The organism is Halomonas sp. GFAJ-1 (assembly GCA_002966495.1).
In the GTDB taxonomy this organism is placed as follows: Bacteria; Pseudomonadota; Gammaproteobacteria; order Pseudomonadales; family Halomonadaceae; genus Vreelandella.
In genome coordinates this window covers 1854131-1879829 of sequence record CP016490.1, presented here as the reverse complement: position 1 = coordinate 1879829, position 25699 = coordinate 1854131, and the positions used below count along the sequence as shown (strand labels likewise).

Sequence of the window (25699 nt, the reverse complement as noted above, 5' to 3'; positions counted from 1 at the left end):
CGTCCACTGCCTGTTGTCACTCACTCAAGGAGCCTGTTGTGCTGCATATTGATCGTCTCACGCTACAGCTGCCCTACTACCAGCCCTGGTGGAAGCGGAAATGGGCTACCTGTTTTGAGCAGATAACGTTAAGTCTTATGCCAGGAGAAGTACACGCCATTGTCGGCGCCTCCGGTGCAGGAAAGAGCTTGCTAGCCTACGCGATTATGGGCCTGCTGCCTGAAGGTGCCAAAACCAGCGGTCAGCTTGTTTTTCACTCAGAGGCGTTAACGCCTGCCCGCCAATGCCAACTTCGCGGGCGCCAGCTTGCGCTAATCCCCCAGTCACTCAGCGCGCTCGACCCGTTAGTACGTAGCCAGCGCCAGGTAAGTTGGGCAGCCCGCCGGGCGGGGCACGCGAAATCTAGTGCCTGGCAAACTGCAGGGAAAGCGCTCGCTCATTATCAGCTCGATGACGCTGCACAGCGTGCTTATCCCCATGAGCTTTCGGGAGGCATGGCACGACGAGTGCTCACCGCCATGGCCCACGTTAGCCACGCGCAGCTGATTATTGCCGATGAGCCCAGCGTTGGGCTAGACCCGCTACAGCGTGAGCGCGTGATGGCAGCGCTTAAAGCACTTGCCGATCAAGGCAAGGCCGTGATGTTAATTACCCACGATTTACGCCACGCCCTGCCCATTGCTGAACAAGTGACGATTATGCGCCAGGGGCAGTGCGTAGAAACTACCACCGCCTGCGCCTTTCAGGGCAACGGTGACACGCTAAGCAGCGGATACGCCAAGTCGCTTTGGCAAGCACTACCCGATAACGCTTTCAGCCTCCCTGTGGCGCAGATGGCGCATAGCAAGGAGCCAAACATTGCTTGAAGCCCAGAGTCTGCAGTTTGGCTTTCGCCCTGAACAACTGGTTTTAAATGATATCTCGCTCGCACTTAGTGAGGGAGAGTGGCTCGGGCTGAGTGGTGATTCAGGCGCAGGAAAATCGACCCTGGGTAAACTCTTGGCGGGCCAGCTTAGCCCTAAAGGTGGGCGTATTTATATTGATGGTGGACCGCTCCCAGCTAGCGGGCTAAGCCCGGTACAGTGGCTGCCGCAGTCGCCCGAGCTTGCTGTTAATCCCCGCTGGCGAGTCGCTAAAATTCTTCATGAGGCGTGGCAGCCGCCAGCCGCGCTTCTTCACGCCTTTGGCATTCAGCCCGCTTGGCTGTCGCGCTTCCCCCATGCACTATCCGGTGGGGAATTACAGCGGATTTGCGTGCTAAGAGCCTTAGCACCTGGGGTGCGGTACTTAATTGCCGATGAAATCTCCACCATGCTCGACCCCATTACCCAGGTTGCGCTATGGCAGGCACTCAAAACATACGCTGAAAAACACCGGCTCGGCGTGCTGGTCATCAGTCATGACACGGCCCTGTTGAAACGTCTCTGCCAGCGGCGCTACCACCTTACCCAGGGCTATTGTATGAGCTGCTAGCGGTTAGCGCGACGTTCAAAGCGCCACATACCCACTCCAATAACCAGGGCAACCCCCAGCAATAACCATGAACCAACGGCCACCCCTTGCCACTGCCCCCAGCGCCAGAACGGCTCCAGCCAAAACCCACCCACGCTGGCCCCCAAATAGTAGAACACCAAGTAGAGTGCCGAGGCGCTGCCCCGCGCGCCCTGGGCATAACGGCCTACCCAACTAGACGCTAGCGAATGGGCCAGGAAAAAGCCAAACGCGTTGATGGTTAAACCGACAATAATTAACGTTAACGAGTTGGCTAACGTGACCGCCGTACCAAGCATCAAAATAACCACTCCAACGCTGATACAGCTGGCGGGAGAGAATCGTCCTGCTAACCTACCTGAAACGGTAGAGCCAAAGGTGCCGCCTAGATAGGTTAGGAAGATTAACCCTAGGCCGCTGGCGGCTAAGTGGTAGGGCTCAACCGCTAGACGAAAAGTGATATAGCTGTATTGATTGATAAAGATAAGAAAGTTGATGCCACCTAAACAGTAGGCTGCCAACAGCACAGGGGTGCGCAGGTGGCCCAGCAAATCCCCCACTGCTTGGCGCAACTTAAAACGCTTGGCGGTAAAGGCGCGGCTATTGGGCAGTAGCCGCCAGAACACTACACACCCGACGACCGTCATTACCCCAACCGCTAAAAAGGCCGCAGTAGGCCCACCTACATCAGCGGCAACGCCGCCAACAATCCGCCCGCTAATGCCACCTAGGGAGTTGGCACCGATGTAAAGCCCTACAGCGCTCAGTAACGCCGGCTTGTCGAACTCATCCGCCATCCAGGCAATGGCGACGGCGGGAAGCCCCCCCAGCACAAACCCCTGCAGTAAACGCAGAAATAGAAGACTTTCAAAGGTCGGTGCAAACGCTAGCGCCAGCGAAAGAGCGCCCGCAAGCAGCAGCGTAATGCGCATGATGGCCTCTCGACCGATAGCATCAGAAAGCGGCCCAAAAACCAGCAGTACTAAGGCAAGTGAGAGCGTGGATACCGACATCAGCAGACTGACACCCAGGGTGGAGACCCCATAGGCGTCTTTCAGCCCTGGCAGCAGCGGTTGAGGCACATACAAATTGATAAACACAAGAAACGACCCTAAGCATAGGGCCGCCGTCGCGCGCCACCAGGCGCGCGTTTTGGCTTCGATCATGCCATTCCCACTATTAAACGCCGAGTATCAAAGCGGTGATGGTGGCAGGCACTTACTGGGTAAAACGACTACCCAGATGGGCAAGGTTAGTCGGCTCTAAAGTACGGCGTGATTGCCAGTAGTAACGCTGCCAGTAGTTGTTATCCAGGCTGGAAATAATCACCCCTTGGGAGGTGGAGGCGTGAAGAAAGTGGCCATCCCCCACGTAAATGCCCACATGATTATAAGCTCCTGGAGGACGGAAGAAGACCAGATCGCCCGCCTGCAGCTCTTGGCGGTCGATCGGGCGTCCCTCATGCACTTGATCCTGGGTAGAACGAGGTAGCTGTAAATTAAACGTGTCGCGGAAAACATTTCTTACCAGGGCGGAGCAGTCGATCCCTCGCTCCGTCGTCCCTCCAATCCGATAAGGCGTACCTGCCCATTGCTGATGCTGCTCTAACAGCGCTTGGCGAATAGCTGTTGGTGGAGGCGTCTGGAGGCTACGCAGATGTGCATCGATAGGGTCAACGGGTGACATTTGGGGAGTGGCTCCCTTCATCCCCGGAAGCGACATCGAGAAATAATCTTCAGGGGCTTCCATGCCTTGGCGTGTAGCTGAGCCAGCGCAGCCAGCTAAAAAAGCAACAACGACACAAGCACTTACAACACGGACAGCGGTCACAGCGGGGTGTGGCAACGCAACCATGCGATTAACCTCATAACAGTGTGGACGGTGAAAGAGAGTGAAATATGACAAAACTCATTTTTTTCGGCCTGAGGACTATAAGCTAATCATCTTAGGTTTGGCGAGCATCAATGTAACGTACGCTGATCTTCGGGCAGGGTATCAATATGCAGCGGCGCGAAATGGCGCGGCTTATTGCCAGGAAAATCGAGGCTCGACCAGGGGCCTGCTAATACCGGCGCACCGCACACCCAGGCCACCATCGCCTGGCGAAATCCTGCTAAAAAACTTTCCCGCTCAGGGGTTTCTCCCATAAAAAACGAAAAACCTGCGTACATGCCCACCGCGTACTCTTGCCAACCGGCGTAATGGTCAGCGGCCAGCTTGTATGCCCGATCCAATATATCTGCAAACGCTTTACGCTCTAGCCAGCCAAGCTGGCGAGCCGCAATGGCGAGGTCTACCAGTTGAGCGATATCCCAGGCAGCCATGTCCACATCATTACAACCATCTTCGTTGCTACGTACACGGCGCAACCGGAGTAGATGATGCCGCTCCTCTTCACCGCAATCACCCGACTCCAAAATAGCGATTTCAGCATTTAACCGTTCGTTGTTGAGCGTATAAGGCGCATAGTTGATCTGGTACTCCTGGCGGTCGCCGGACTCCAACATAAAGGTTAAAAACTCCTGCATGTCACTCGCGCTGCTCAGGTGATAATGGCTTTCCACCCACTCGCGGATATCGGCGCACTCCCGGGGGCTTTCTACCTGAGGCTCGCTCCAGACGGCGCTATTTAGCGGCCCTACCAACGACATAGCGGTGAAGTGACTTAGCGTAGGCCGCTCGCCGGGTTCGCACCAGGCATCGTGGCGCCAATCAAGCCAATGAAACAGGCTGCCAGGGTCATCAAGATGCCATGCAATCTCGTTAATCAGCGAGTCATGCTCAGGCTCGGGCAGGCAACTCTCCCAGGCAAACCATGCATCTAACAAGCGCTTAGGCGTGGCATAAAAACGGCACAGGCAGCTACGCAGGGCGCTGGCGTAGGCCAGTAACGGTGCCTGCTCAAACAGCCCGCTATCCATCGCCATATGCAGATAAAATGCGAACTTCTCCGCCATGTGAATAGTGGCCGCATGGCGGCTCACGCCTTTCACAGCGTTGCGCTGCTGCAACTCATCGGGCGTAGGTTGCCCAAACAAGGTTTGTGAAGGCGGCATCACGCCGTGTACCGCATCCGCTGCCAATTGGTTAAGGTGGTGCGCCTGGGCCGGCAACCAGTAACGTGCCAACGCCTGATGGCCCTCATCTGCATGTAAGCCCAACGAGTCTTGAAGGTACACCGCCGCATCGGCGCGGCGCTGTTCAGCAACAGGTGCCGAAGGATTAAGTTGGCGTAGCATCACATCGGGTTCCCGCACGCTCGCTAACGCTAATAGCCAATGATGCGGCGAATTGCGCCACTGCTTAATACGCGCTCGAGACGCGCTTCGCGTTATATCGTCCAGCAACGTTCCCAATGGATGCTTCCAAGGGCTGTGGGACGCGTGCATCAGCAGCTTGTGGCGAACATTAGGCGTCATGCCACGGCGGTCGACCCCTTCAAACAGGCTTTGGCCACGCATGTACGCTTTTAAAACGGCATACCAGTCGTGGTAGCGACGGCCGATCAAGTCGGCGGCATGGGCAGCCAGCGCATCGGCCTCATCCTGGCTTAACCACTCACAGCAGGCTCCCGCCCAGGCTAATTCCACCACTCGTAGCCAGTCCCAGGCTGCCCACTCTAGCGGCTCACCTTCGCTGACAAACTTATTCAGCACCGGCGCATAGGGGGAGTCTTCAAGCACATTACGCTGCCACTCTAACCGCTGAGCATTATCCATGGTCAGTAGTTCACGAGCTTCAATATCCCAGCGTTGGCGCTCGCCCTGGGCGCTTAACCACAGGATGACCTCTAGCAGCTGTTCGCGGTCGTGAACCTGCCAAATACGCTCTAACCACTCTGGTGCATCGGGCCAGTCGATGGCATTGGCTGGGTAGCTCATCACCGGCCTGAACAGCGCACATAGCCGCCACGGCTGAGCAGCAGGCATTTGCGGCCATAGCGACTTAAGCTCAGGCAAAGTTAACAACGCTTGTTCAAGCGTCTCCCAGGTAATGCCTTCGCCTTCACTCTCCAGGTCAGCTAACGCTTGGCAGGCATCAATAAAACGGTCGTCGGCACCGGTTTCCCAGCCCTTTGCGCCTAGTGCTCGGCGTAAATCACCAAGCCAAGCCCGCAGGTCACTGTACTCAGAGGTAATTCGCCGGGTTACGTGGTGGGCCCAGTTGGTGGCTTCTGCCTGAGTTAGCCACCCCGCTGCGCCCGCCAGCGCTGCCCACTCAAGTGTGCCTAAAAGCCGGTCGGCCTCACCTGGGGGCGCACCCAAGCCGTGGAAAAGCTGGTCGGCCAGATCGCCCCGGTGGGCAATACCTAACTGCAGCAGGCGCTGTTCAGCCGCCACTGCATCCACCGCCAGCGGGTGTGGAGTAAACGCCCAATCACACAGCACCAGCTGTTGGGCCCACCAGGCATTCAGCGCGTCGACCAAAAGACACCTCGAAGAAGCAGAAAGCGATCAATGAAAGCCAAACAAAATGAAGCAGCCCTAATCAGGCTGCTAAAAGTTGCATAGTGTAACGGAAACTTGTGCCAAGACCGATAGCAACGCCACAAAACAACACTGCCCGACACAAAGGCCGGGCAGCGCATATAGGACAGGCTGTGTGGCGCTAAGCGCTTTTGACTTTACTGATGACCCATAGCAAAACGACTGCACCAACGGTCGCCGTCACCAGCGAGCCGATAAAACCACCGGCTTGAAGCCCTAAGAGGCTGAACAGGAAGCCGCCAACCAACGCACCAATAATACCGACACCTATATTACCCAGCACACCGAAACCGCCGCCGCGCATGATATTGCCAGCAATCCAGCCAGCTAAACCACCAATAATCAGCCATGCAATAAAGCCCATAGTGCCTCCTTGATATTCACTTTACTTGGGGTTTTACCCATCTATTCTAGCTGCTTCATCTCGCCAGCTGTTTTACCTACGCATCGCGCTTGTCCTAACATAGCACACAGCGCTACTGTTCGGCGCACCGGATGCTTGCTCTCTATAAAGGAAACCCCATGATCCCCGATTCTCTCAAACAGCTCCTTAACAACGTAGACGGCCAGCAACAGGCCAGCTGGCAAGGGCGTGAGGTAGTGCTGTTCAAGATGGCCTGGGGGGAAATGGTGATCAGCCTTCAGGGTGCGCAGGTCCTGCATTTTCAACCCACAGGCGATGACAACTGGCTATGGGTCACGCCCACTCCACAAGCGCTGCCTGGTGCCATCCGTGGCGGCATCCCACTTTGTTGGCCGTGGTTTGGAGACGAGCGTTATGCCGATGAAAGCCCTGAACGTGATGGCCCCTTTCACGGCCTTGCCCGCCATGCCCAGTGGCGTCTAGAAGCCGTGGATGAGCACGCCGAAGGCATCGAAGTTCACCTCTCACCCGCAAAGCGTCTGCATAGCGTATTGACGGCTCGGGTGGTTATTCAAGCCAACGCCCAACGGCTGAATGTCGAGCTGATTAGCGAAAACGTTGGCGACACGCCGATTAAAACTAGCGGCGCGCTGCATACCTACGTAGCCGTTGCCGATACCCACCAGTGCCATCTGGAAGGGCTAGCGGGCGCGCGCTACTTAGATAAGCTGCGCGATTTTGCTGAAGATGAGCAACAAGGAACACTGGCCGTTCGTGGCGAAGTTGACCGCATTTATCATACCAATGAAGCCGTACTGCTTAACGATGGCAGGCGAAGCCTACGCATTGCCAAACAGTCCAGCGACTCTACCGTCGTATGGCACCCCGACAGCGAGCTACCTAGCGACACCCCCGCCGAGTCAGCTCGCCACTTTCTCTGTGTAGAAGCGGCGAATACCCGCCTAGATCCGGTTTGGCTGGTGCCTGGCGCACAGCACCTGCTAGGTACGACATTAAGCCGCGGCTAATTCGTGTTTTAGCAATCACTTGCACATCAATAACTTGGTAATGTAGCGATACCGATAGATGCCATACAACTCAGACAAGGAGCTTCCATGAATCCTCAAGACCTGCTTGAGGCAGCCACGCTTGTGTTTAACCTAGTGGGCATGGTGGTGTGCTTGGTTGGCCTAACGCTAGCCCAAAAGATGTCACGCAAATGGCCAGGCTATGTGATCGCAGTGATAGGCTTCCAAATTGCAACGATGCCGATGTTCTATCAGTTAGTGCTCATGCTGCGGCACTAGCCGCTATGCTGGGAGCACTCCCCCTAACTTTGTGATGCCTACGAGGCCTGTTTTATGCGCCAGCCGTTAAGCCGCGAATTGAGCAATTTATTAGAGCGGGGACGCGATCGGCAGTTGCGGCTGGCGGTCACGGGACTATCTCAAGCAGGAAAAACTGCGTTCTTAACCTCGTTAGTGAATCAGTTACGCCACGCAGGAGTGGAAGCGCAACTTGATTTATTACCGGTCGCTCGCGAAGGCCGTTTACTGGGTGCGCAGCGGCTGAACCAACCAGACCTCGGTGTGCCACGCTTTCCCTACGACCCTGGCATGGCCGCACTTCGTGATACCCCACCCCGCTGGCCTGAGCCGACCCGCGGCATTAGCGAGCTACGCTTACAGCTACGCTACCGGCCCGCCCAGCAGGGCTGGCTGACGCCAGACATCGCCCACTTAACCCTTGACCTATTTGACTACCCCGGCGAGTGGCTGCTGGATCTCCCCCTGCTACAGCACGACTTTTATAGTTGGTGCCACGCCCAGGCGCAGCTTGAAGGGCCACATAGGAAAGCGCTATTTAGCGAATGGTTAACCGAGATAGAACACCTTGACCCCACCGCTGAAGCCGATGAAGCCCAACTCGCCACGCTTGCAGAAGCCTACGCCCAAGGCCTGCGGCGCGCCAAGCAAGCGGGGTTTTCAGACCTGCAGCCCGGGCGTTTTTTACTACCAGGAGAGCTAGATGGCGCGCCGGTGCTGCAGTTTTTCCCGCTACCCGCGCTTCGCACCCCCAAAGAGACCCTGGAAGCACTGCCTAACACCAGCGTTTACGCCACTTTAGCAACGCGTTTTCGCTACTACCAGCAGCAGGTGGTACGGCCTTTTTACCGCGACCATTTCCGTCGCTTTGACCGCCAAATTGTGCTGGTCGATGTACTTGGCGCGCTTAATGCCGGCCCAGAGCGTTTTGAAGACCTTTCTAGGGCGCTGCGCCAGCTGATGCAGAGCTTTGATTACGGCAAGCGCAGTCTGCTGACGCGTCTGTTTGCGCCCAAAATTGACCGGCTCGCCATTGCCGCCACCAAAGCCGACCACGTCACCCCCGACCAGCACGGCAATGTGGTACTACTACTAGAAGCACTGCTAGCCGAGCCCCTCAAAGACCTACGCTTTGCCGACATTCCGGTGAAGGCATTGTCACTAGCCGCCATACGCGCCACCGATGCCAGGGAAGTACTCCACGAAGGCAAGCGCACGCCCGCGCTAAAAGGCACGACGCTTGAAGGTGAAGAGGTGCTGGTCTACCCAGGCGATGTCCCGAGTCGCCTGCCGAAAGCCGACTTCTGGCAGCAGCAAGGATTTGATTTCCCTAGTTTCCGCCCCATGGCGACCGATGCAGAGGCGCTTTCGCACATTCGTATGGACGCCGCCATCGACTGGCTGATTGGAGATAAACTGAAATGAGTACCCCGCAGCCACGTCGGCACTTCACGCTAGATGAGACACCGAAGCATGCGCCCTCCTCAGAACCCCTACGCCAGCGCGAAACCTTTGCCGCCACCGAGCCTCATCAGCCACTAACCCCCCAAGCAGAGCTAAAAGCGTTGCCCGAGGCAAGCCTAGGCACGCCCCGCAAGCGACGCTGGGGGCTAATGTTTGCGCTGGTGGGCGGTGCCACATTGGGCGCCGTAGAGTTAGCCACAGGCATTCCCGCAGCGCTTTCCCAATCTCAGTGGATGAGCATGGCCTGGCAGCTCTTTGGTATTAGCCTCATTGGCCTAGGCGGTGTCTCCCTGCTTAAAGAGCTTGGTCGCCTGCGCCGCTTGAAGCGCCACGACACGCTACGAGCTGACCTTGCCGAACTGCCACAACGCTCTACCAAACAAGCCCAATCCATGGCAGAGCAGCTGAAGCGCCAACTAAAACTGAGCGATGACGACCCGCATTGGCTGGCGTTCCAACGGGCCTGCCAACCACACCACAGCGGTGAAGAGATACAGACATTACTGCGTTACCACTTGCTGGTGCCCCGCGACCGCGAAGCTCAGCGCCTAATTACCCGTATGTCCGGTGAAACCGCCATTATGGTCGCCATCAGCCCGCTAACCCTGGTGGATATGGCACTGGTGGCCTGGCGAAGCCTCGCCATGGTGGACCGGTTATGCCGCCTGTACGGCCTTGAACTTGGCTACGCCAGTCGCCTGCGGCTATTTCGCAACGTACTACACAACATGGCGTTTGCTGGTGCTAGCGAGCTCGCTACCGATGCCAGCATGGATATGCTCTCGCTGGATTTGGCAGGCAGGCTCTCCGCACGGGCGGGCCAGGGGCTAGCCACCGGGCTGCTCAGTGCCCGTTTAGGGTTACGCGCCCAACGCTTATGCCGCCCCGTGGCCTTTACCCCTGAAGAACAGCCTAAGCTCGCTGACCTCCGCCAAGACCTATGGCGACAAATCAAACGGCTGGATAAAGAAACGGCACCCGCCACTCGCCCTCACAATTAAGCGCATTTTATAAACTGCTACGGCCCCCCACAAAGTAGCGCTGAATGCCTTTGTGGGAGGCCAACCTATTTACGCCAAGCGCTGTTCAGTCTCGGCATCAAACAGCACAGCGCGGGCCATATCGACGCGTAGCGGCAAGCGTTCGCCTGGCGAAATTGCACATTTAGGCCCTACCCTGGCAGTGATTTCCTGCTCACCCAGCGGTAGGCGCAGCAGAATATCGGCACCGGTAGGCTCAACGACGCTTACCTTGGCCTCCATTAACGTCCCTTCCGCCTGCTCACTCAGCCGCACATCCTCTTCGCTGAAGTGTTCTGGCCGCAGCCCAAGAATAATCGGCTTATTCAGCTGTTCCACGAGCCCTGCTGCGTTGCGTTCAGAGGGCCATGGCAGCAGAACATCGTCTTCATCAGGGGTCGCAATACGCAGTGCATAGCCATCGCCCGTCGCTTCCAACGTTGCGCGAATAAAGTTCATCGACGGTGAGCCCATAAAGCCTGCGACGAACATATCAACTGGGTTGTTATACACCTCATCGGGACTGCCAAGCTGTAAGATATGACCATCGCGCATGACGGCAATACAGTCAGCCAGGGTCATTGCTTCAACTTGGTCATGGGTGACGTAAACAATCGTGGTGCCTAAGCGCTGGTGGAGCTTTTTAATCTCGGTGCGCATATCTACCCGTAGTTTTGCGTCCAGGTTTGATAGCGGCTCGTCAAATAGATACACCTTGGGTTCACGGGCCAACGCCCGCCCCATGGCCACCCGCTGGCGCTGGCCACCGGAAAGCTGGGCTGGCTTACGTTCCAGCAGGTGGGAGATTTGCAGCAGGTCGGCCACGCGCTCTACGGCAGCGACACGCTCAGCTTTGGGCACCTTGCGCATTTCCAGGCCAAAGCTGATGTTTTGCCGCACGGTCATGCTGGGATAAAGCGCGTAGGACTGAAACACCATGGCAATATCCCGCTCAGCAGGTGTGCGCCAAGTGACGTCTTCGCCGTCGATATAGATATTGCCGCTAGTCACCGGCTCCAGCCCGGCGATGGCATTCATCAGCGTGGATTTACCACAGCCAGATGGCCCCACCAAAATTAGGAACTCACCGGAGTCAATCGAAATACTGACATCTTTCAGCACCCGCTCGCTGCCGAACTCTTTGCGCACGTTGTGAATTTCTAACGCTGCCATAATGAAAATCCCATTGTAAAGCGACTGACAAACTCCACTTAGTTGGATCGGTCAAAAGCAGCCCGTAGCGGGGATCTTTCGCCATGGATGGGTTCACAGCGCCCCGCCGAGGGCTGCTTCTGACCGTCTAGAAATGGTTGCTGCCATTCACTTAGTTGTTATTAGCCTTTCACGGAGCCTGCCGTCAGCCCGCGCACGAAATACTTTCCGGCCAGCACATACACCACCAGCGTTGGCAGTGCTGCAATCATTGCGGCGGCCATATCGACGTTATACTCACGCACACCGGTGGACGTATTCACCAGATTGTTAAGCGCCACCGTCACCGGCTGGGTGTTATGGGCGGAAAACGCCACGCCGAATAAAAAGTCGTTCCAAATCTGGGTGAACTGCCAAATCACCGACACCACAATAATCGGCGCGGAAACCGGCAATAAAATGCGCCAGAAAATGCGGAAGAACCCCGCGCCATCCAGCTTCGCCGCCGAGACCAGTTCGTTAGGAACACCAACATAGAAGTTGCGGAAAAACAGCGTGGTAAAGGCGATGCCAAAGACCACATGAACCAAAATCAACCCTGCACGGGAGCTTGATAGCCCCAACCAACCCAAGGTTTGTGCCATAGGCAGCAGCACCACCTGAAACGGGATAAAGCAGCCAAACAGCATCAGCGCGAAGACCAACTCAGAGCCTTTAAAGCGCCATTTGGTCAGCGCATAGCCGTTTAGCGCCCCGACCGTGGTGGAGATCAACACCGCAGGAATCACAATCGCAAAAGAGTTCCAAAAATAGCCACCTACCCCTTCACAGCGCATACCGGTACACGCTTCTCCCCAAGCCTTTGCCCAGGGCTCAAAGGTTGGGTTTTGTGGCAGCGACAGGAGCGTCCCCGCGCTGATTTCACTCAACGGCTTGATGGAGGTCATCAGCATGACCACCAGCGGCAGGATATAAAACAGCCCCGCTACAATAAGTACGCCATAAAGCACGACACGCAACAGCCGTGCGGCGGGCGTTTGCCGACGAATCACGTTAGCCATGTTTGCGGCTCCTTAATTCGGAATAAAGATAAGGAATCAGGATGGCTAGCACGCCACCTAGCATTAACATGGCGCTGGCGGAGCCAAGCCCTATTTGGGCACGGTTAAAAGCGTGGGTGTACATAAAGGTGGCCGGTAGGTCGGTGGCGTAGCCAGGCCCGCCTCCGGTTAACGCTACCACTAAGTCAAAGCTCTTAATCGCAATATGGGCCAGAATCATCACCGCGCTGAACACCACTGGGCGCAGGCAAGGCATCACTACTCGCCAGTAGATGCGCGGCAAGCTGGCACCATCTAACTGAGCGGCTTTGACGATACTGTCATCGATACCGCGCAGCCCCGCCAAAAAGAGCGCCATCACAAACCCTGATGCCTGCCAAACCGCGGCAATTACCAGGGTGTAGATGGCCATATCCGGGTTCACGAGCCAGTCAAAGCGGAACGACTCAAACCCCCAGCTTTGCACCATCGCCTGGATGCCCAACTGGGGATTCAGCAGCCACTTCCACACCACGCCGGTGACGATAAACGACAGCGCCATGGGGTAGAGATAAATCGTGCGCAGCGCGCCCTCTTGGCGAATTTTTTGATCCAGCAAAATTGCCAGTAGCGCGCCAATCACCAAACAGATCACAATAAACAGCACGCCAAACACCATCAGGTTGGTAGAGGCTACCCACCAGCGGTCATTGGCCATCAGCCGCGCATACTGGCCAAAACCAACAAAGTCGTAGCTTGGTAGCATGCGTGAGCTGGTTAGAGAAAGCACAAAGGTCCACAGCATAAAGCCGTAAACAAAAAACAGAGACACCGCAACAGAGGGAGCAAGCACCAAACGGGGCAGCCAGGCTTGCAGCCAGCCAGACGCCGTTGGCCTCGCTGCAGTGCGCGTTGTGGATTCACTCATAAGGTAGTTCCTCGCCAGTCAGCCGCTCGCGCCGCCGTTGCAGCGGCGCGAATGTCGTCACTTATACAAAAGCACACGGTGGCTTAAAAAGAGGCGGTTTTGGCCGCATTGACCATGCGTTGGGCGGCCTGCTCAGCAGGCATAGTGGTATCGTTGAAGTAGTTGGTCACAACATCAAAAATCGCTCCCTGAACGTCCGCGCGCACCGCCATCCCGTGAGCCATGCTGGGCACCAGGCCACCCTCATCAGCGGTGCGTTGGAAATCAGCCAGTGACTGCTGGGCACAGCGATCAAACTCACTCATATCCAGGTCGGGGCGGGCAGGAATGGAACCTTTAGCGAGGTTAAAGGCTTCCTGGAAGGTCGGCTCTAACACCAAGCGCGCCAGGGTTTGCTGGGCATCGCGTTCAGCATCGTCGGTAACACGGAACATTGCCAGGCTGTCGATATTAAACGTAAACGCGTTTTCAGTGCCGGGGGCTGCGGCGCACAAATAGTCTTCACCGGCTGTAAGACCTGCGGCAGTGAACTCCCCTTTTGCCCAGTCGCCCATTAGCTGAAAACCTGCAACGCCTTCAATCACCATGGCGGTGGCAATATTCCAATCGCGGCCTGACATACCTTGATCCATCAACTCGCGCAGACGCTTAAAGTCTTCAAGCGCAGCAATCATCTGTTCCCCACCCAGGGCTTCAGGGTCTAGTTCCACCAGCGCTTGCTGATAAAACTCGGTGCCTTGACTACCCAGTACGACACTTTCAAACACCGTGGCGTCTTGCCACGCTTGGCCGCCATGGGCTAGCGGTACAAAACCAGCCTCGCGAATGGCTTCACCTGCGGTAAATAGCTCCTCAAGCGTGGTAGGCATCTCAACGCCTGCCGCTTCTAGCACATCGGGATTGGCCCACAGCCAGTTAACGCGGTGAACGTTGACCGGTACGGCAACATAGTGGCCGTCATGGCGCATGATATCGGCAACCGTCTCGGGCAGTAGGTCGTTCCAGCCTTCGGCGGTGGCGACGTCGTCTAAATCACCTAACAGGCCAAGCTCGCCCCACTCCTGAATTTCAGGGCCCTTGATTTGTGCGGCGGAAGGCGGGTTGCCCGACATTGCACGAGACTTAAGTACCGTCATGGCGGTTTCACCACCGCCACCAGCCACGGCAAAATCCTGCCAGCCATAGCCTTCAGCTTCCATTAACTCTTTGAGAACGTTTGCCGCGCGGGCTTCACCGCCGGATGTCCACCAGTGCAGCACCTCCACTTCGTTGGCCTCGGTGGCACTGGCCGCCATGGTGGTGCCAGCCGCCAGAGCTAACGCGAGTGCGGATTTTTTAAACATGGGCACGTTAAAAATGGGCATATTGATGATCGGCATGAATAGCTCCTGCTGTTGTTATTGTGCTTATGAGATGTCGTTACTGATGATGATCGACTGAACGACTCACAGCAGAGTACGCCACCCAGGCACACAACGGGAGTTACCGAGTCCTGCATAGTCTTGGCCGTTTGTTACTAGTGTTAGTGGTTTATTACAAACCTGTAATACTTGTTTGGCGTGGTAGCGTTAACGTGGCCACTAGCCCCCCTTCTGAATGGTTAGATAAGACAATATCGCCCCCATGGGCGCGGGCAATATGCCTAGCAATGCCAAGCCCTAGGCCGCTTCCACCGGTGTAACGGCTTCGAGAGACTTCCAGGCGCACAAAAGGTGAAAACACCCGGTAAAGCTGCGCATCAGGAATGCCGGGGCCATTATCATGAATGCGCAACGTCACAATCCCCGCCTGCTCTTCCAGCGTGACGGTCGCTTTCTGCCCATAAAAAACCGCGTTTTCCAGCAGGTTTGCCAAGCAGCGTTTTAGCGCCAGTGGCTTAACAGTCAGTGGTAATACGTTTCCACAGAGAGATACTTCTCCACCATGTAAACGCAGCGCTTCGGCAATCTCCAACACCAGCGCGTTAAGATCCGTGGGTTGTGGCTCTTCATGCAGGTCCAGTCCTTTTGCTGAGGCCAGTGCGCCTTTGACCAGCTCACTTAGCTCATCAAGCGAGGCACAAAAACGTTCACGCTGGACGGGGTCATCGAGCATTTCAGCCCGCAGCCGCAACCGTGTAATGGGGGTTTTAAGATCATGGGAAATCGCCGAAAACAGACGCTCGCGCTCATCAATCTGTTCACGAATACGCCGCTGCATCCGGTTAAAGGCCACCGCAGTGGCGGCCACTTCTTTAGGGCCGCTCTCTTTGAGTGGCGGACTATCCAAATCATCGCCCAGCTGGCGTGCCGCTTTTGAAAGCCGCGCCAACGGGCGAGTCACACTGGTAATGCCCAGTAGGGAAAGCGCTAATACGCTGAGCAGCACCAACACGCCAACCAATAAACGCTCTTCAGACAGCCAGCGATAGCCGCTAAAAATATCCGGTACGCCCAGCAGTGTGGCCACGTAAAGCCAGGTGTCAGGCGCCAGCTCCAGTTGCACCACTAAGATAGGTGGAGACAGTGGCTCCATTAACAAACTGTGCTGCCCCCAACGGGGTGGTAAATCATAAAGCAGCACTTCGTTATTGAAGACACGCAAGGTTTCCGGGCGGGAAAACTCCACCACCACATCGTCAATGGAGAGTTGTTGGGTCAAGATAGCGCGTACATTGTCGACCACCACCTCTTTTTCCGGGCCGCTGCCAATATCTTCGACGGGAATACGCCGTTCGTTAACGCTGACGAAGAAGCGCGTGCCCCCCATGCTACGCAGCTGATCCAGTACAATGTGGCGGTAATCTACCGGCAGCGAACGGAAAAACCGCATAGTCGAGGCAATACTGAAAGCCATATTGCTAGAAAGCTCATCTAACTGTTCCAGCTGGCTGGCCCGCACCTGGGAAGTCCATAGCGCATAGCTGGCCGCTTGAGCAGCCAGAACCCCTGCAATCATGATGATAACAAAGCGCCCGCGTAGACTGCTGGGTAACCAGCATGCGAGTTTTCGCTTTACGCCTTTCACGAAGCGGGTTCAACCATGGCGGTCAGCACATAACCAGCCCCACGCACGGTACGAATCAGCTGAGAGTGCTGCGCATCTTCCCCCAACCGCTGGCGCAAGCGGCACACATGTACGTCAATCGAGCGATCCAGCGGTGGTGCTTCACGACCGCGGGTCAATGCGTAGAGATCATCGCGGGTAATGACCGTGGCAGGCCGCTCCAGAAACACCTGTAATAGCTGAAAATCTGCGCCGGAAAGTGCGGTACGAATGCCTTCTTGGTCGATCAGTTCGCGGGTCATGCGGTCAAGTTGCCAGTCGCCAAACCGCACCCAGCGAGCCTCTTGGGCTGTCGCGACAGTTGCTGCAGGACGGGCTCGGCGCAGCACCGCTTTAATCCGCGCCAGCAGCTCGCGAGGATTAAAGGGCTTAGCGATATAGTCGTCAGCGCCTAATTCGAGCCCCAAAACACGGTCAGTATCATCGGCACTGGCGGTAAGCATAACAATCGGTATATCGCTGGTTTTGCGCAGCTCTCGGCAGATGGTAAAACCATCATCTCCCGGCATCATAACGTCAACAATCAACAAGTCTGGCGTTTGCTTGGCCAGTTGCTGATACAGCGAATCCGCCCCGTCGGCGGTCAACATGTGATAACCGTGACGCCCTAAATAGTCTGCCAGTAGTTCGCGAATTTCCAAGTCGTCATCAACGACCATCAAAGTAGCTGGCGTGGTAGTCATGGTAGCAAAGCGCCCCTGGGTTAATATCACTCGTTATTATCGTTGTCGGGGCTAAATGATGGTGGAGTGGCCACCCTATCGCAAGCGGTCATCGACCAAGGTGGCAGCGCGAAGCGTTTGTTACAGCCCAAAGCGCTGTTTCAGCCACTCGGCAACGGCGGCTTCGCCATGGTGGCCGATACGTTCAGCCCCCTTTATACGATCAAATAGCGCCGGGTGGGCATTGGCCATTACCTGAGCCTCCCCTGCCAGGTTAAGCATTTCGGTATCGTTCAGGTTATCGCCAAAGGCCAAACACTCTGCCGGAGTCAGCTTTAACGTTTCCAGCAGCGCCGTTAAGGCCACGCCTTTATTGATGCCACCGGCCATGATTTCCAGAGCATCCGTGGTGGAGTAAGTAATATGTAAACTCTGCCCACATGCTTGATGGGCCTGCGCTTCCAGTTGCGCTAATGAATCTGGGTCGCCCAAATAGAGCACTTTACCAACGCCCTTGGCATCCATCTCTTCCGGCGGTACGACCTCGTAAGTAAAGCCAGTCGACGCATGCAATGACAATAGATGTGGTGCCTCGGCATCGACATGCCAACCGTTTTCACGGTAAAGGCTGAGCCGCACCTGGGGCGGACGCGGCAGCTGAATAAGTGTTTCGGCATGGGCTGGTTCAAGATGCGTCGCGCTCAACAGCGTGCCAGCAGGGTCATGAGTATAAGCCCCGTTGGTGCTGATTAAATGAGCGGGGATGTTCAGTTGATCACGAAATACCCGCATATCGTTGTAATGGCGGCCAGACGCCAACGCGACATGATGCCCCTGTTCCGCTAGCGCGCGCAGCACGTCAATTGTGCTCTGGTGCAGCCGGTGGTCACTGCCTAACAGCGTGCCATCAAGGTCGGAAACAATCAGCCGCGGTGTCATAAGCGCTCCTCGTTAAACAATGGATCAGCAGCCCTGGGTAGACTTCAGCTTAACCGATTCAACGAAGCACGGGTAAGTCATTGACCTGCCGTTGAGGATCCAACTTCCCCACGGAGGGTAATTGGCGCAGCCAGTGGGAATCCGTATAGTGTCAGCCTACTCTCGCCAACTGATTGAGCACATGCTTCAAAACAACTCCCTGCTTGCCCAGCTCAAGCAACAGATTCGTCAAACCACCCCACGCGCCGAAGGGGTGATAAAAGCCACCGATAAAGGGTTTGGATTTCTAGAAACCGACGACGGTGAATCCTATTTCGTACCACCGCCCGCCATGAAGCAAGTGCTTCACGGTGATCGCGTAGAAGCCGTCATCCACGAAAACGGTGACAAGAAGTCCGTTGAGCCGGAAAAGCTGATTGAAGCTGGGCTGGATCGGTTTGTTGCCCGTGTGCAGAAGCGCGAAGGCCGTCTCGCCGTTGTACCCGATCACCCCTCGATTAAAAACGTTCTCAAATCGCGCATTAAGAACAGCCTTGATGAAGCCACCATTGCTGATGGCGACTGGGTTGTGGCGCGACTGGTGCGTCATCCGCTGAAAACCGACGACCGTGCCTTTTTTGCCCAAATTGATGAGCTGGTCGCCAAGAGCGATGACCCCGCCGTGCCGTGGCGCGTTACCCTGGCCCGCCATGCGCTGGAGCAAGAGTGCCCCGATGCTGGCACCGACTGGCCGCTGATCGATGAAGGCCTTACCCGTGAAGACTTAACCGCAACGCCCTTCTTCACTATCGACGGTGAAAAAACCCGCGATATGGATGATGCGCTGCACATCTCCCAACGCGCCGAAGGTGGCTGGCGGTTAAGCGTAGCAATCGCCGACCCCACCGCTTACGTGGAAGAGGGCCATGCGGCGGATTTAGAAGCCCGCACCCGCGCCTTCACCGTTTACCTGCCCGGCCAAAACGTCACCATGTTGCCGGAGCAGTTAGCGGATGATCTTTGCTCACTATGGGAAGGCCAGGAGCGCCCTGCCCTCGCCTGTACGCTGGACATTAACGCCGACGGCAGCCTGGGCGATTACCGCTTCTTCGCGGCGAATGTAAAATCCCATGCCAAACTCGCCTATGATAGCGTTTCCGACTGGATTGAAGGTCAAGGCGAGTGGGCACCAGCCGATGATGTTGCCGAACAGCTTACTGCCCTACGTGAGCTAACCGAAGCGCGTACCGCTTGGCGCAACGAGCACGCACTGGTATTTAAAGACCGCCCCGACTACGTGTTTGATCTCGATCCCGCTGGCAACGTGCTGGCCGTGCGCACCGAAGAGCGCCGCATAGCCAACCGCATGATCGAAGAGTCAATGATTGTCGCCAATGCCTGCTGTGCGGACTTCCTGGCACAACATATCGGCCACGGCATCTTCAATGTGCATCGCGCGTTTGAGCCGGAAAAAGCCGAGGCCGCTCAGGAGTTCCTGGCAGGCCAAGAGATTGTGGTTGAGCGCGAAGCGCTAACCGAGCTTGCCCGCTACACCGAGCTTAAGCGCGCCCTGGAAAGCCGCGATGACGCTTGGCTAGATGCACGCCTACGCCGCTTCCAAGGGTTTACCAGCATGTCGGCCCAGCCTGGCCCGCATTTCGGCTTAGGGTTGGCTGCCTACGCTACTTGGACATCACCCATCCGTAAGTATGGCGATATGGTCAACCACCGCTTGATCAAGCGCGTGCTAAAAGGGGAACAGGCCCCCGCCGAGGCCACCCAGCAGCTCACCGAGCAGCTCACTGAACGCCGACGCCTGAACCGTATGGCCGAGCGCGACGTGAAAGATTGGCTCTACGTGCGTTACCTAACGCCTGCCGCACAGAACCAGGACACCTTTGAGGCCGAGATCATGGCCATCAACCGTGGCGGCATGCGCGTTCGCCTGTTGGAAAATGGCGCAACAGCGTTTGTACCTGCGCCTTTAATGCACAGCGACCGCAGCAAAGTGGTGATTGACGATAAAGAGGGCCGTATCCAGATCGAAGGCGAAGAGCGCTACAAGCTTGGCGACCCGCTTCGCGTGGTGCTCACTGAGGCCCGTGAAGAGACACGCTCGCTGGTGGCAAAACCTGCTGTTTGAGCCTGTCCTTCTAAGTCATGCTTGATGTAACCAACAACGGCACCCTAAGGTGCCGTTGTTGGTTCTGTGCGGTATCAAGCATCAAGTCTGCTAGTGTTGAAAGAAGAATCTCAGCATTTCTTTGGTGGCATCTGGCCCCTTTGGATCGGTATAGCTCCCCTGGGCACTGCCTCCCGCCCAAGCGTGTCCCGCCCCTTTTATCCGCCACTGCTCCAAGCGGGGTTTGCCTGCCGCATCGTGGTACGTAGTACGCGTGTAGGCATGACCTTTGGCCTCCTGTCCTTGCTCCACCGTCGCCCCTGTTTGACGCGATACGCTGAACTGAGCAGCAATACGGTCGGCGTTACTGGGGTGTACGGTTGTATCCCGATCACCATGAAAAATAATCGCAGGTACGTCAGATAACCAACGGGCTCCTTTGGCTTTATTACCGCCACCAAGTGGCCCAGTGCCACCTTGCATAGCGCCAAGAGCATCAGGAAGGCTTTGAGCAGCGCCGTGAGGAAGCCCAGAGTGTACGCCCACCGCTGCAAACAGATCCGGATACGTCATAGCCAACGTTGTCGCCATGGCTGCGCCTGCCGAGAGCCCTGCCACATACACGCGGCTTTCATCGAGCCCATGAGTATCGATGATTTGCCGCGTCATGCCCGCCAGAATCGCTGGCTCACCGCCTTCGCGCTGCTGATCTTCAGCTTTGAACCAGTTCCAGCATTTAGAGCTATTGGCACTCATCGGCTGAGCCGGATAGAGCACGCAACACAGCTGCTCTTCAGCCAGCCGGTTCATATCGGTGCCTGAAGCAAAGTCATCAGGGTTCTGCGTACAGCCATGAAGCATGACCACCAGCGGCAACGCTTGGCCATGGTAGCCACTGGGTATATACAGTTTGTAATCACGCGTACCCACAGGGTTAGAAAAACGCCCGGCAGTGAACGCGCCCGGCTTTGGCTCCTCGGTGGCGTGCTCGGGCTGTGCTAAGTTCCCTCGAAACGTCATCCACTTTTCCCGCCATTCAGCTGGCATCTTAATATCGCTTGCCGAGAAGACTCCAGCTATCGGCTCAGCAGACTCTGGCTCTGGCCCTGGCTTCGATATCGTCACGTCTTCGTCGATGACCTGGCAGGTTCCGTCAAAAATACTCCCGCCCTGGTAAGGGCTATCCGGCGTTTCTTCACCTTTCATTTCAGGCATTGCGCCCTGAAGGAGAGTCATGGCTTCGTTCAACTTACCCGCGCGGGTGAGTCGTGTTGCTTCTTCCATTCGCTTCGTCATGGTGGCGCTAATCATGATCAATGCCCCTATTCACCTAAGCGGTGGTTAATGATTCAGTGGATTCGATCTGCCAAAGCGGCCTTCACCGCTTTACTGGCATGCAGGGCGCCTAGTACCACCACGGATTCAATAGTAGCAAGAGCAAGCTCCGGCGTTACGTCATCAGCAATGCAGGCCATACCCAAAACCTGAATCTGCAATTTCTCACCTGCTGACTGCAGCGCTTCAAGATCCGAGCGGCTGTAGTTTTCAAGTCCCAATACGAACGCCTTGCGGGTTACGGTTTCCTTCACCACCTCGGCATGAGTCGCCAATTGATTACGAATGGCCGTGCGAATTAGATCGGTACGGTTGGAGTAAAACCCCTCCTGAACCAGTAGATCGATTTGCCCTAAATCGACGACCCCCAAATTAATGGTGATCTTCTCGCTGGCGTCGCCGGTCTTACGGCGAAGTTCATGAACGCTCATGGGTGATCCTCGTTGCGCCCAGCATTGGGCTTGATAGCCAAAAAAACATCCAAATAGATTCCATATACCATCTATATGGATGTTATATTAGATCAAAGCACGTAATAGTCAAGGTGCGAGCAACTGGAAAACGGGTCTAAGCGTGCTTGAAAGGAGAAGCTGCCCAGGAGATGGGAAAGACATTGCGGAATGAAGCGCAAAAAAAAGAGCACCCGAAGGTGCTCTTTTTAACTTGCTTGGTAAAGCGAGTGCTTACCAGCCAGTCACTTCTTTCAGCGCGTCGCCGATTTGTGCCAAAGAACGCACGGTTTTAACACCAGCGTCTTCAAGAGCAGCAAACTTCTCGTCGGCTGTACCTTTGCCGCCCGAGATGATCGCGCCCGCGTGGCCCATACGCTTGCCAGGAGGTGCAGTTACACCGGCAATGTAGGAAACCACAGGCTTGGAAACGTTGGCTTTGATGTAGGCAGCTGCTTCTTCTTCAGCGGTACCACCGATCTCACCAATCATCACGATCGCTTCGGTTTTCGGGTCTTTCTCAAACATCTCAAGGATGTCGATGAAATTAGAACCCGGAATCGGGTCGCCGCCGATGCCCACACAGGTAGACTGACCGAAACCGTGATCAGTCGTCTGCTTAACGGCTTCGTAGGTCAGGGTGCCTGAACGAGACACGATACCGACTTTGCCCGGCTGGTGAATGTGACCCGGCATAATGCCGATTTTACATTCGCCTGGGGTGATAACACCGGGGCAGTTCGGGCCGATCAGGCGTACGCCCAGCTCGTCGCATTTTACTTTTGCTTCAAGCATATCCAGCGTGGCGATACCTTCGGTGATGCACACGATTAGCTTGATGCCCGAATTAGCGGCTTCAAGAATCGAGTCTTTACAGAACGGTGCCGGAACGTAAATCACGCTAGCCTCTGCACCGGTTTTCTCAACCGCTTCTTTCACGGTGTTGAAAACAGGCAGGCCCAGGTGCGTTTGACCACCTTTGCCCGGCGTAACGCCACCGACCATCTGCGTGCCGTAGGCAATCGCCTGCTCGGAGTGGAACGTGCCCTGGCCACCGGTGAAACCTTGGCAGATGACCTTGGTGTTCTTATCGATCAGGATGCTCATTACTTGCCCTCCGCCGCTTTAACGACCTGCTGAGCCGCGTCGGTCAGACTGGTAGCAGCGATGATGTTCAGACCGCTAGACGCTAATTTTTCAGTGCCCAGCTCGGCGTTGTTACCTTCCAGACGTACCACAACCGGTACGTTAACACCGACTTGTTCAACGGCACCGATGATGCCTTCAGCAATCATGTCGCAGCGAACGATACCGCCGAAGATGTTAACCAGAACGGCTTTAACGTTGTCGTCAGACAGGATGATCTTGAACGCTTCTGCTACGCGCTCTTTGGTCGCGCCGCCGCCTACGTCCAGGAAGTTAGCGGGCTTGCCGCCACTCAAGTTGACGATGTCCATGGTACCCATGGCCAGGCCAGCACCGTTAACCATGCAGCCGATGTTGCCATCAAGTGCTACGTAGTTAAGCTCCCACTTCGCTGCATCGGCTTCACGAGAGTCTTCCTGGGAAGGATCGCGCATCGCTTGCAGGTCTGGGTGGCGGTACAGCGCATTGCTGTCGAGGCCCAGTTTGGCGTCGAGGCAGTGCAGATTGCCTTCGTCGGTCACAACCAGCGGGTTGATTTCCAGCAGGGCCAAGTCTTTTTCATGGAATAGCTTGGACAGACCCAGGAAAATCTTAGTGAACTGCTTAATCTGGTCGCCTTTTAGGCCCAGCGCAAACGCTAACTCGCGCGCCTGGTAGGGCTGTGCGCCAACCAGCGGATCAATCTCTGCTTTAAGAATCTTTTCCGGCGTCTCTTCAGCAACCGTCTCGATTTCTACACCACCTTCGGTAGAGGCCATAAAGACCACACGGCGGGTAGTACGGTCTACCACTGCGCCAAGGTAGAGCTCATCGGCGATGTCAGTGCAGGTCTCAACCAAAATCTTGGCAACTGGCTGACCTTTTTCGTCAGTTTGGAACGTTACCAGATTTTTACCCAGCCACTGCTCGGCAAACGCTTTCGCTTCAGCTGGATCTTTAATCAGCTTAACGCCGCCCGCTTTACCACGGCCACCAGCGTGAACTTGGGCTTTAACAACCCACATGTCGCCGCCGATTTTTTTACACGCTTCTTCCGCTTCTTCGGGGGTGTCCACGGCAAAGCCTTTGGACACTGGCAGACCATAATCAGCAAACAGCTGTTTGCCTTGATACTCGTGAAGGTTCATCGATTCATGCCATTGGTTGCATGTGACTCGAACGATGACTAGTTGCTTTGAAAGAACTGGTCATCCCCGTTCTTTTGATCCTTGTGTTTCATTACAAGGCCAAAAGTGTGGCGCCACCTAGTAGGTGGCGCTTCGTTATTACTTACTGGATTATTTACGCTTCTTGCGGTTAGCCATATGAATCGCATGGCCTTCTACCGCAAGCGCTGCTTCGTGCACCGCTTCCGACATAGTCGGGTGCGCATAGCAGGTTAAGGCCAGGTCTTCAGCACTAGAGCCAAATTCCATGGCAATCACGCCTTGGGCAATCATTTCACCCGCGTGCTGGCCAACGATGTGCATGCCAAGGATACGGTCAGTTTCCGCATCAGCGATGATCTTGGCGCTGCCTTCGGTGGCATTGTTAGCCATTGCACGACCGCTTGCCGCAAAGGGGAAGCTGCCCGTTTTTACTTCGATGCCTTTGGCTTTGGCATCTTGCTCAGTCATACCCACCCACGCCACTTCCGGGAAGGTGTAAATCACATTCGGGATCGTGTCGTAGTTCATCTCGGCTTTGTGGCCTGCGATGATGTCGGCGACCATAATGCCTTCTTCAGATGCCTTGTGTGCCAGCATGGGACCACGCACACAGTCACCAATGGCGTAAACGCCGGGCACATTCGTGCGGCACTGGTCGTCAACGAAGATGAAGCCGCGCTCGTCAAGCTCGACGCTAACACCGTCAGCAATCACGCCTTTGGTGTATGGGCGGCGGCCAACGCAAACGATCAGCTTGTCGAACGTCATTTCCTGTTCGCCGTTGCCGTCGGTGTATTTGACGATAACTTCTTCACCATTAACTTCCGAACCGGTCACACGGGCGCCCAGTTTAATGTCCATGCCCTGCTTTTTAAGCAGTTTTTGGGTCTCTTTGGCGATCGCCGTATCAACCATCGGCAGGAAGGCGTCCATCGCTTCCAGAACGGTCACTTCAGAACCTAAACGGTTCCAAACGCTGCCAAGCTCCAGGCCAATAACGCCAGCGCCGATAACGCCAAGACGCTTCGGCGTTTCTTGGAATTCCAGCGCGCCGGTGGAGTCAACAATTAGGCCTTCGGTTAGCGGCGTCGGCGGAATTTCAACCGGCACAGAGCCTGCTGCAATGACGATATTATCGGCGTCATAGGTAGTAGCGTTGCCATCTAAGCCTGTTACTTCGACTTGCTTACCGGAAACCACTTTACCGGTACCTTCAATAGCGGTAACGCCGTTAGCCTTAAACAAACCAGAGATGCCGCCGGTCAAGTTCTTAACGATCTTGTCCTTGCGAGCCATCATCTTTTCGACGTCCATGGTGACGTCGCCTGCCTGGATACCCATATCGTCGAAGTCGTGCTTGGCTTCGACGAACTTGTGTGAGGCTTCAAGCAATGCTTTAGACGGGATACAGCCTACATTCAAGCAAGTACCGCCGTGGACGACATTGCCTTCTTTACCGATCCATTTCTCAACGCAGGCGGTTTTGAGGCCCAGTTGCGCAGCGCGAATAGCGGCAACATAACCACCAGGGCCTGCACCAATAACGATCACGTCAAACTTGTCAGCCATGTTGGCTCCTTTAGCATGGTTGCCTCTGCCCGATT

At 55.9% G+C, this 25699-nt stretch carries 23 protein-coding genes; 7 read left to right on the top strand and 16 right to left on the bottom strand.

The genetic code is table 11. The features are described 5' to 3' along the window. Window positions 1-38 precede the first annotated feature (38 nt). The gene (locus BB497_08595; GenBank protein ID AVI62758.1) at window positions 39-866 is read left to right on the top strand and encodes an ATPase; all 828 of its coding nucleotides are present in this window, start codon (window positions 39-41) and stop codon (window positions 864-866) included. Then, window positions 859-1473, top strand: a complete 615-nt coding sequence (locus BB497_08590) for a nickel ABC transporter ATP-binding protein (protein AVI62757.1) — start codon at window positions 859-861, stop codon at window positions 1471-1473. Before BB497_08595 ends, BB497_08590 begins: the two co-directional genes overlap by 8 nt. On the opposite strand, the gene BB497_08585 is transcribed toward BB497_08590, so the two are convergent. The 4 genes from BB497_08585 to BB497_08570 all read right to left on the bottom strand — a co-directional run bounded on the left by BB497_08585 (window position 1470) and on the right by BB497_08570 (window position 6342). Then, window positions 1470-2657 carry an MFS transporter gene (locus tag BB497_08585; protein AVI62756.1) on the bottom strand — a complete coding sequence of 396 codons (1188 nt, stop codon included), beginning with the start codon at window positions 2655-2657 and terminating at the stop codon, window positions 1470-1472. The genes BB497_08590 and BB497_08585 overlap by 4 nt on opposite strands. Before the next feature lie 52 nt (window positions 2658-2709). Further along, the gene (locus tag BB497_08580; GenBank protein ID AVI64308.1) at window positions 2710-3240 is read right to left on the bottom strand and encodes a glycoside hydrolase; all 531 of its coding nucleotides are present in this window, start codon (window positions 3238-3240) and stop codon (window positions 2710-2712) included. Between the two features lie 212 nt (window positions 3241-3452). Next, the gene (locus BB497_08575) at window positions 3453-5918 is read right to left on the bottom strand and encodes a hypothetical protein (protein ID AVI62755.1); all 2466 of its coding nucleotides are present in this window, start codon (window positions 5916-5918) and stop codon (window positions 3453-3455) included. A gap of 181 nt (window positions 5919-6099) precedes the next feature. Continuing rightward, window positions 6100-6342, bottom strand: coding sequence for a transglycosylase (locus BB497_08570; GenBank protein ID AVI62754.1), 243 nt, complete (start codon window positions 6340-6342; stop codon window positions 6100-6102). 158 nt (window positions 6343-6500) lie between these two features. Here BB497_08570 and BB497_08565 point away from each other — a divergent pair, with 158 nt between their 5' ends. The 4 genes from BB497_08565 (at window position 6501) to BB497_08550 (ending at window position 10132) form a co-directional block, all read left to right on the top strand. Continuing rightward, entirely contained in the window at window positions 6501-7370 is an 870-nt protein-coding gene (locus tag BB497_08565; GenBank protein ID AVI62753.1) for a D-hexose-6-phosphate mutarotase, read from the top strand. An 87-nt stretch (window positions 7371-7457) separates the two neighbouring features. Next, a complete protein-coding gene (locus tag BB497_08560) occupies window positions 7458-7649 on the top strand; it encodes a hypothetical protein (protein ID AVI62752.1) in 192 nt (63 codons plus the stop codon). 54 nt (window positions 7650-7703) lie between these two features. After that, window positions 7704-9092, top strand: a complete 1389-nt coding sequence (locus tag BB497_08555) for a hypothetical protein (protein ID AVI62751.1) — start codon at window positions 7704-7706, stop codon at window positions 9090-9092. Next, entirely contained in the window at window positions 9089-10132 is a 1044-nt protein-coding gene (locus BB497_08550) for a TIGR01620 family protein (protein ID AVI62750.1), read from the top strand. Before BB497_08555 ends, BB497_08550 begins: the two co-directional genes overlap by 4 nt. Before the next feature lie 69 nt (window positions 10133-10201). On the opposite strand, the gene BB497_08545 is transcribed toward BB497_08550, so the two are convergent. From BB497_08545 to BB497_08515, 7 genes are all read right to left on the bottom strand, one after another. Next, on the bottom strand, window positions 10202-11323 hold the full coding sequence (locus BB497_08545; GenBank protein AVI62749.1) for a sugar ABC transporter ATP-binding protein: 1122 nt from the start codon (window positions 11321-11323) through the stop codon (window positions 10202-10204). 161 nt (window positions 11324-11484) lie between these two features. Continuing rightward, complete coding sequence (locus tag BB497_08540; GenBank protein AVI62748.1) at window positions 11485-12363, bottom strand: sugar ABC transporter permease; 879 nt, start codon at window positions 12361-12363, stop codon at window positions 11485-11487. After that, window positions 12356-13270, bottom strand: coding sequence for an ABC transporter permease (locus BB497_08535; GenBank protein AVI62747.1), 915 nt, complete (start codon window positions 13268-13270; stop codon window positions 12356-12358). Before BB497_08535 ends, BB497_08540 begins: the two co-directional genes overlap by 8 nt. 83 nt (window positions 13271-13353) lie before the next feature. Then, a complete protein-coding gene (locus BB497_08530) occupies window positions 13354-14649 on the bottom strand; it encodes a sugar ABC transporter substrate-binding protein (protein AVI62746.1) in 1296 nt (431 codons plus the stop codon). A 154-nt stretch (window positions 14650-14803) separates the two neighbouring features. After that, window positions 14804-16276, bottom strand: coding sequence for a two-component sensor histidine kinase (locus tag BB497_08525; GenBank protein ID AVI62745.1), 1473 nt, complete (start codon window positions 16274-16276; stop codon window positions 14804-14806). Next, entirely contained in the window at window positions 16273-16998 is a 726-nt protein-coding gene (locus tag BB497_08520; protein AVI64307.1) for a DNA-binding response regulator, read from the bottom strand. Before BB497_08520 ends, BB497_08525 begins: the two co-directional genes overlap by 4 nt. A gap of 120 nt (window positions 16999-17118) precedes the next feature. After that, entirely contained in the window at window positions 17119-17916 is a 798-nt protein-coding gene (locus BB497_08515) for a haloacid dehalogenase (GenBank protein AVI62744.1), read from the bottom strand. 181 nt (window positions 17917-18097) lie between these two features. On the opposite strand from BB497_08515, the gene BB497_08510 reads away from it, so the two are divergent. Next, entirely contained in the window at window positions 18098-20038 is a 1941-nt protein-coding gene (locus BB497_08510; GenBank protein ID AVI64306.1) for an exoribonuclease II, read from the top strand. A 90-nt stretch (window positions 20039-20128) separates the two neighbouring features. Here BB497_08510 and BB497_08505 read toward each other — a convergent pair whose 3' ends face one another. The 5 genes from BB497_08505 to BB497_08485 all read right to left on the bottom strand — a co-directional run bounded on the left by BB497_08505 (window position 20129) and on the right by BB497_08485 (window position 25664). Beyond that, window positions 20129-21328, bottom strand: coding sequence for a plasmid partitioning protein (locus BB497_08505; GenBank protein AVI62743.1), 1200 nt, complete (start codon window positions 21326-21328; stop codon window positions 20129-20131). A 38-nt stretch (window positions 21329-21366) separates the two neighbouring features. Beyond that, window positions 21367-21783, bottom strand: a complete 417-nt coding sequence (locus tag BB497_08500) for a CopG family transcriptional regulator (GenBank protein AVI62742.1) — start codon at window positions 21781-21783, stop codon at window positions 21367-21369. A gap of 252 nt (window positions 21784-22035) precedes the next feature. Next, window positions 22036-22908 (bottom strand): succinate--CoA ligase subunit alpha, encoded by an 873-nt coding sequence (locus BB497_08495; protein ID AVI62741.1) that lies wholly within the window; start codon window positions 22906-22908, stop codon window positions 22036-22038. After that, entirely contained in the window at window positions 22908-24074 is a 1167-nt protein-coding gene (locus BB497_08490; protein AVI62740.1) for a succinate--CoA ligase subunit beta, read from the bottom strand. Before BB497_08490 ends, BB497_08495 begins: the two co-directional genes overlap by 1 nt. 150 nt (window positions 24075-24224) lie before the next feature. Then, window positions 24225-25664, bottom strand: a complete 1440-nt coding sequence (locus tag BB497_08485) for a dihydrolipoyl dehydrogenase (protein AVI62739.1) — start codon at window positions 25662-25664, stop codon at window positions 24225-24227. Between the last annotated feature and the right edge of the window lie 35 nt (window positions 25665-25699).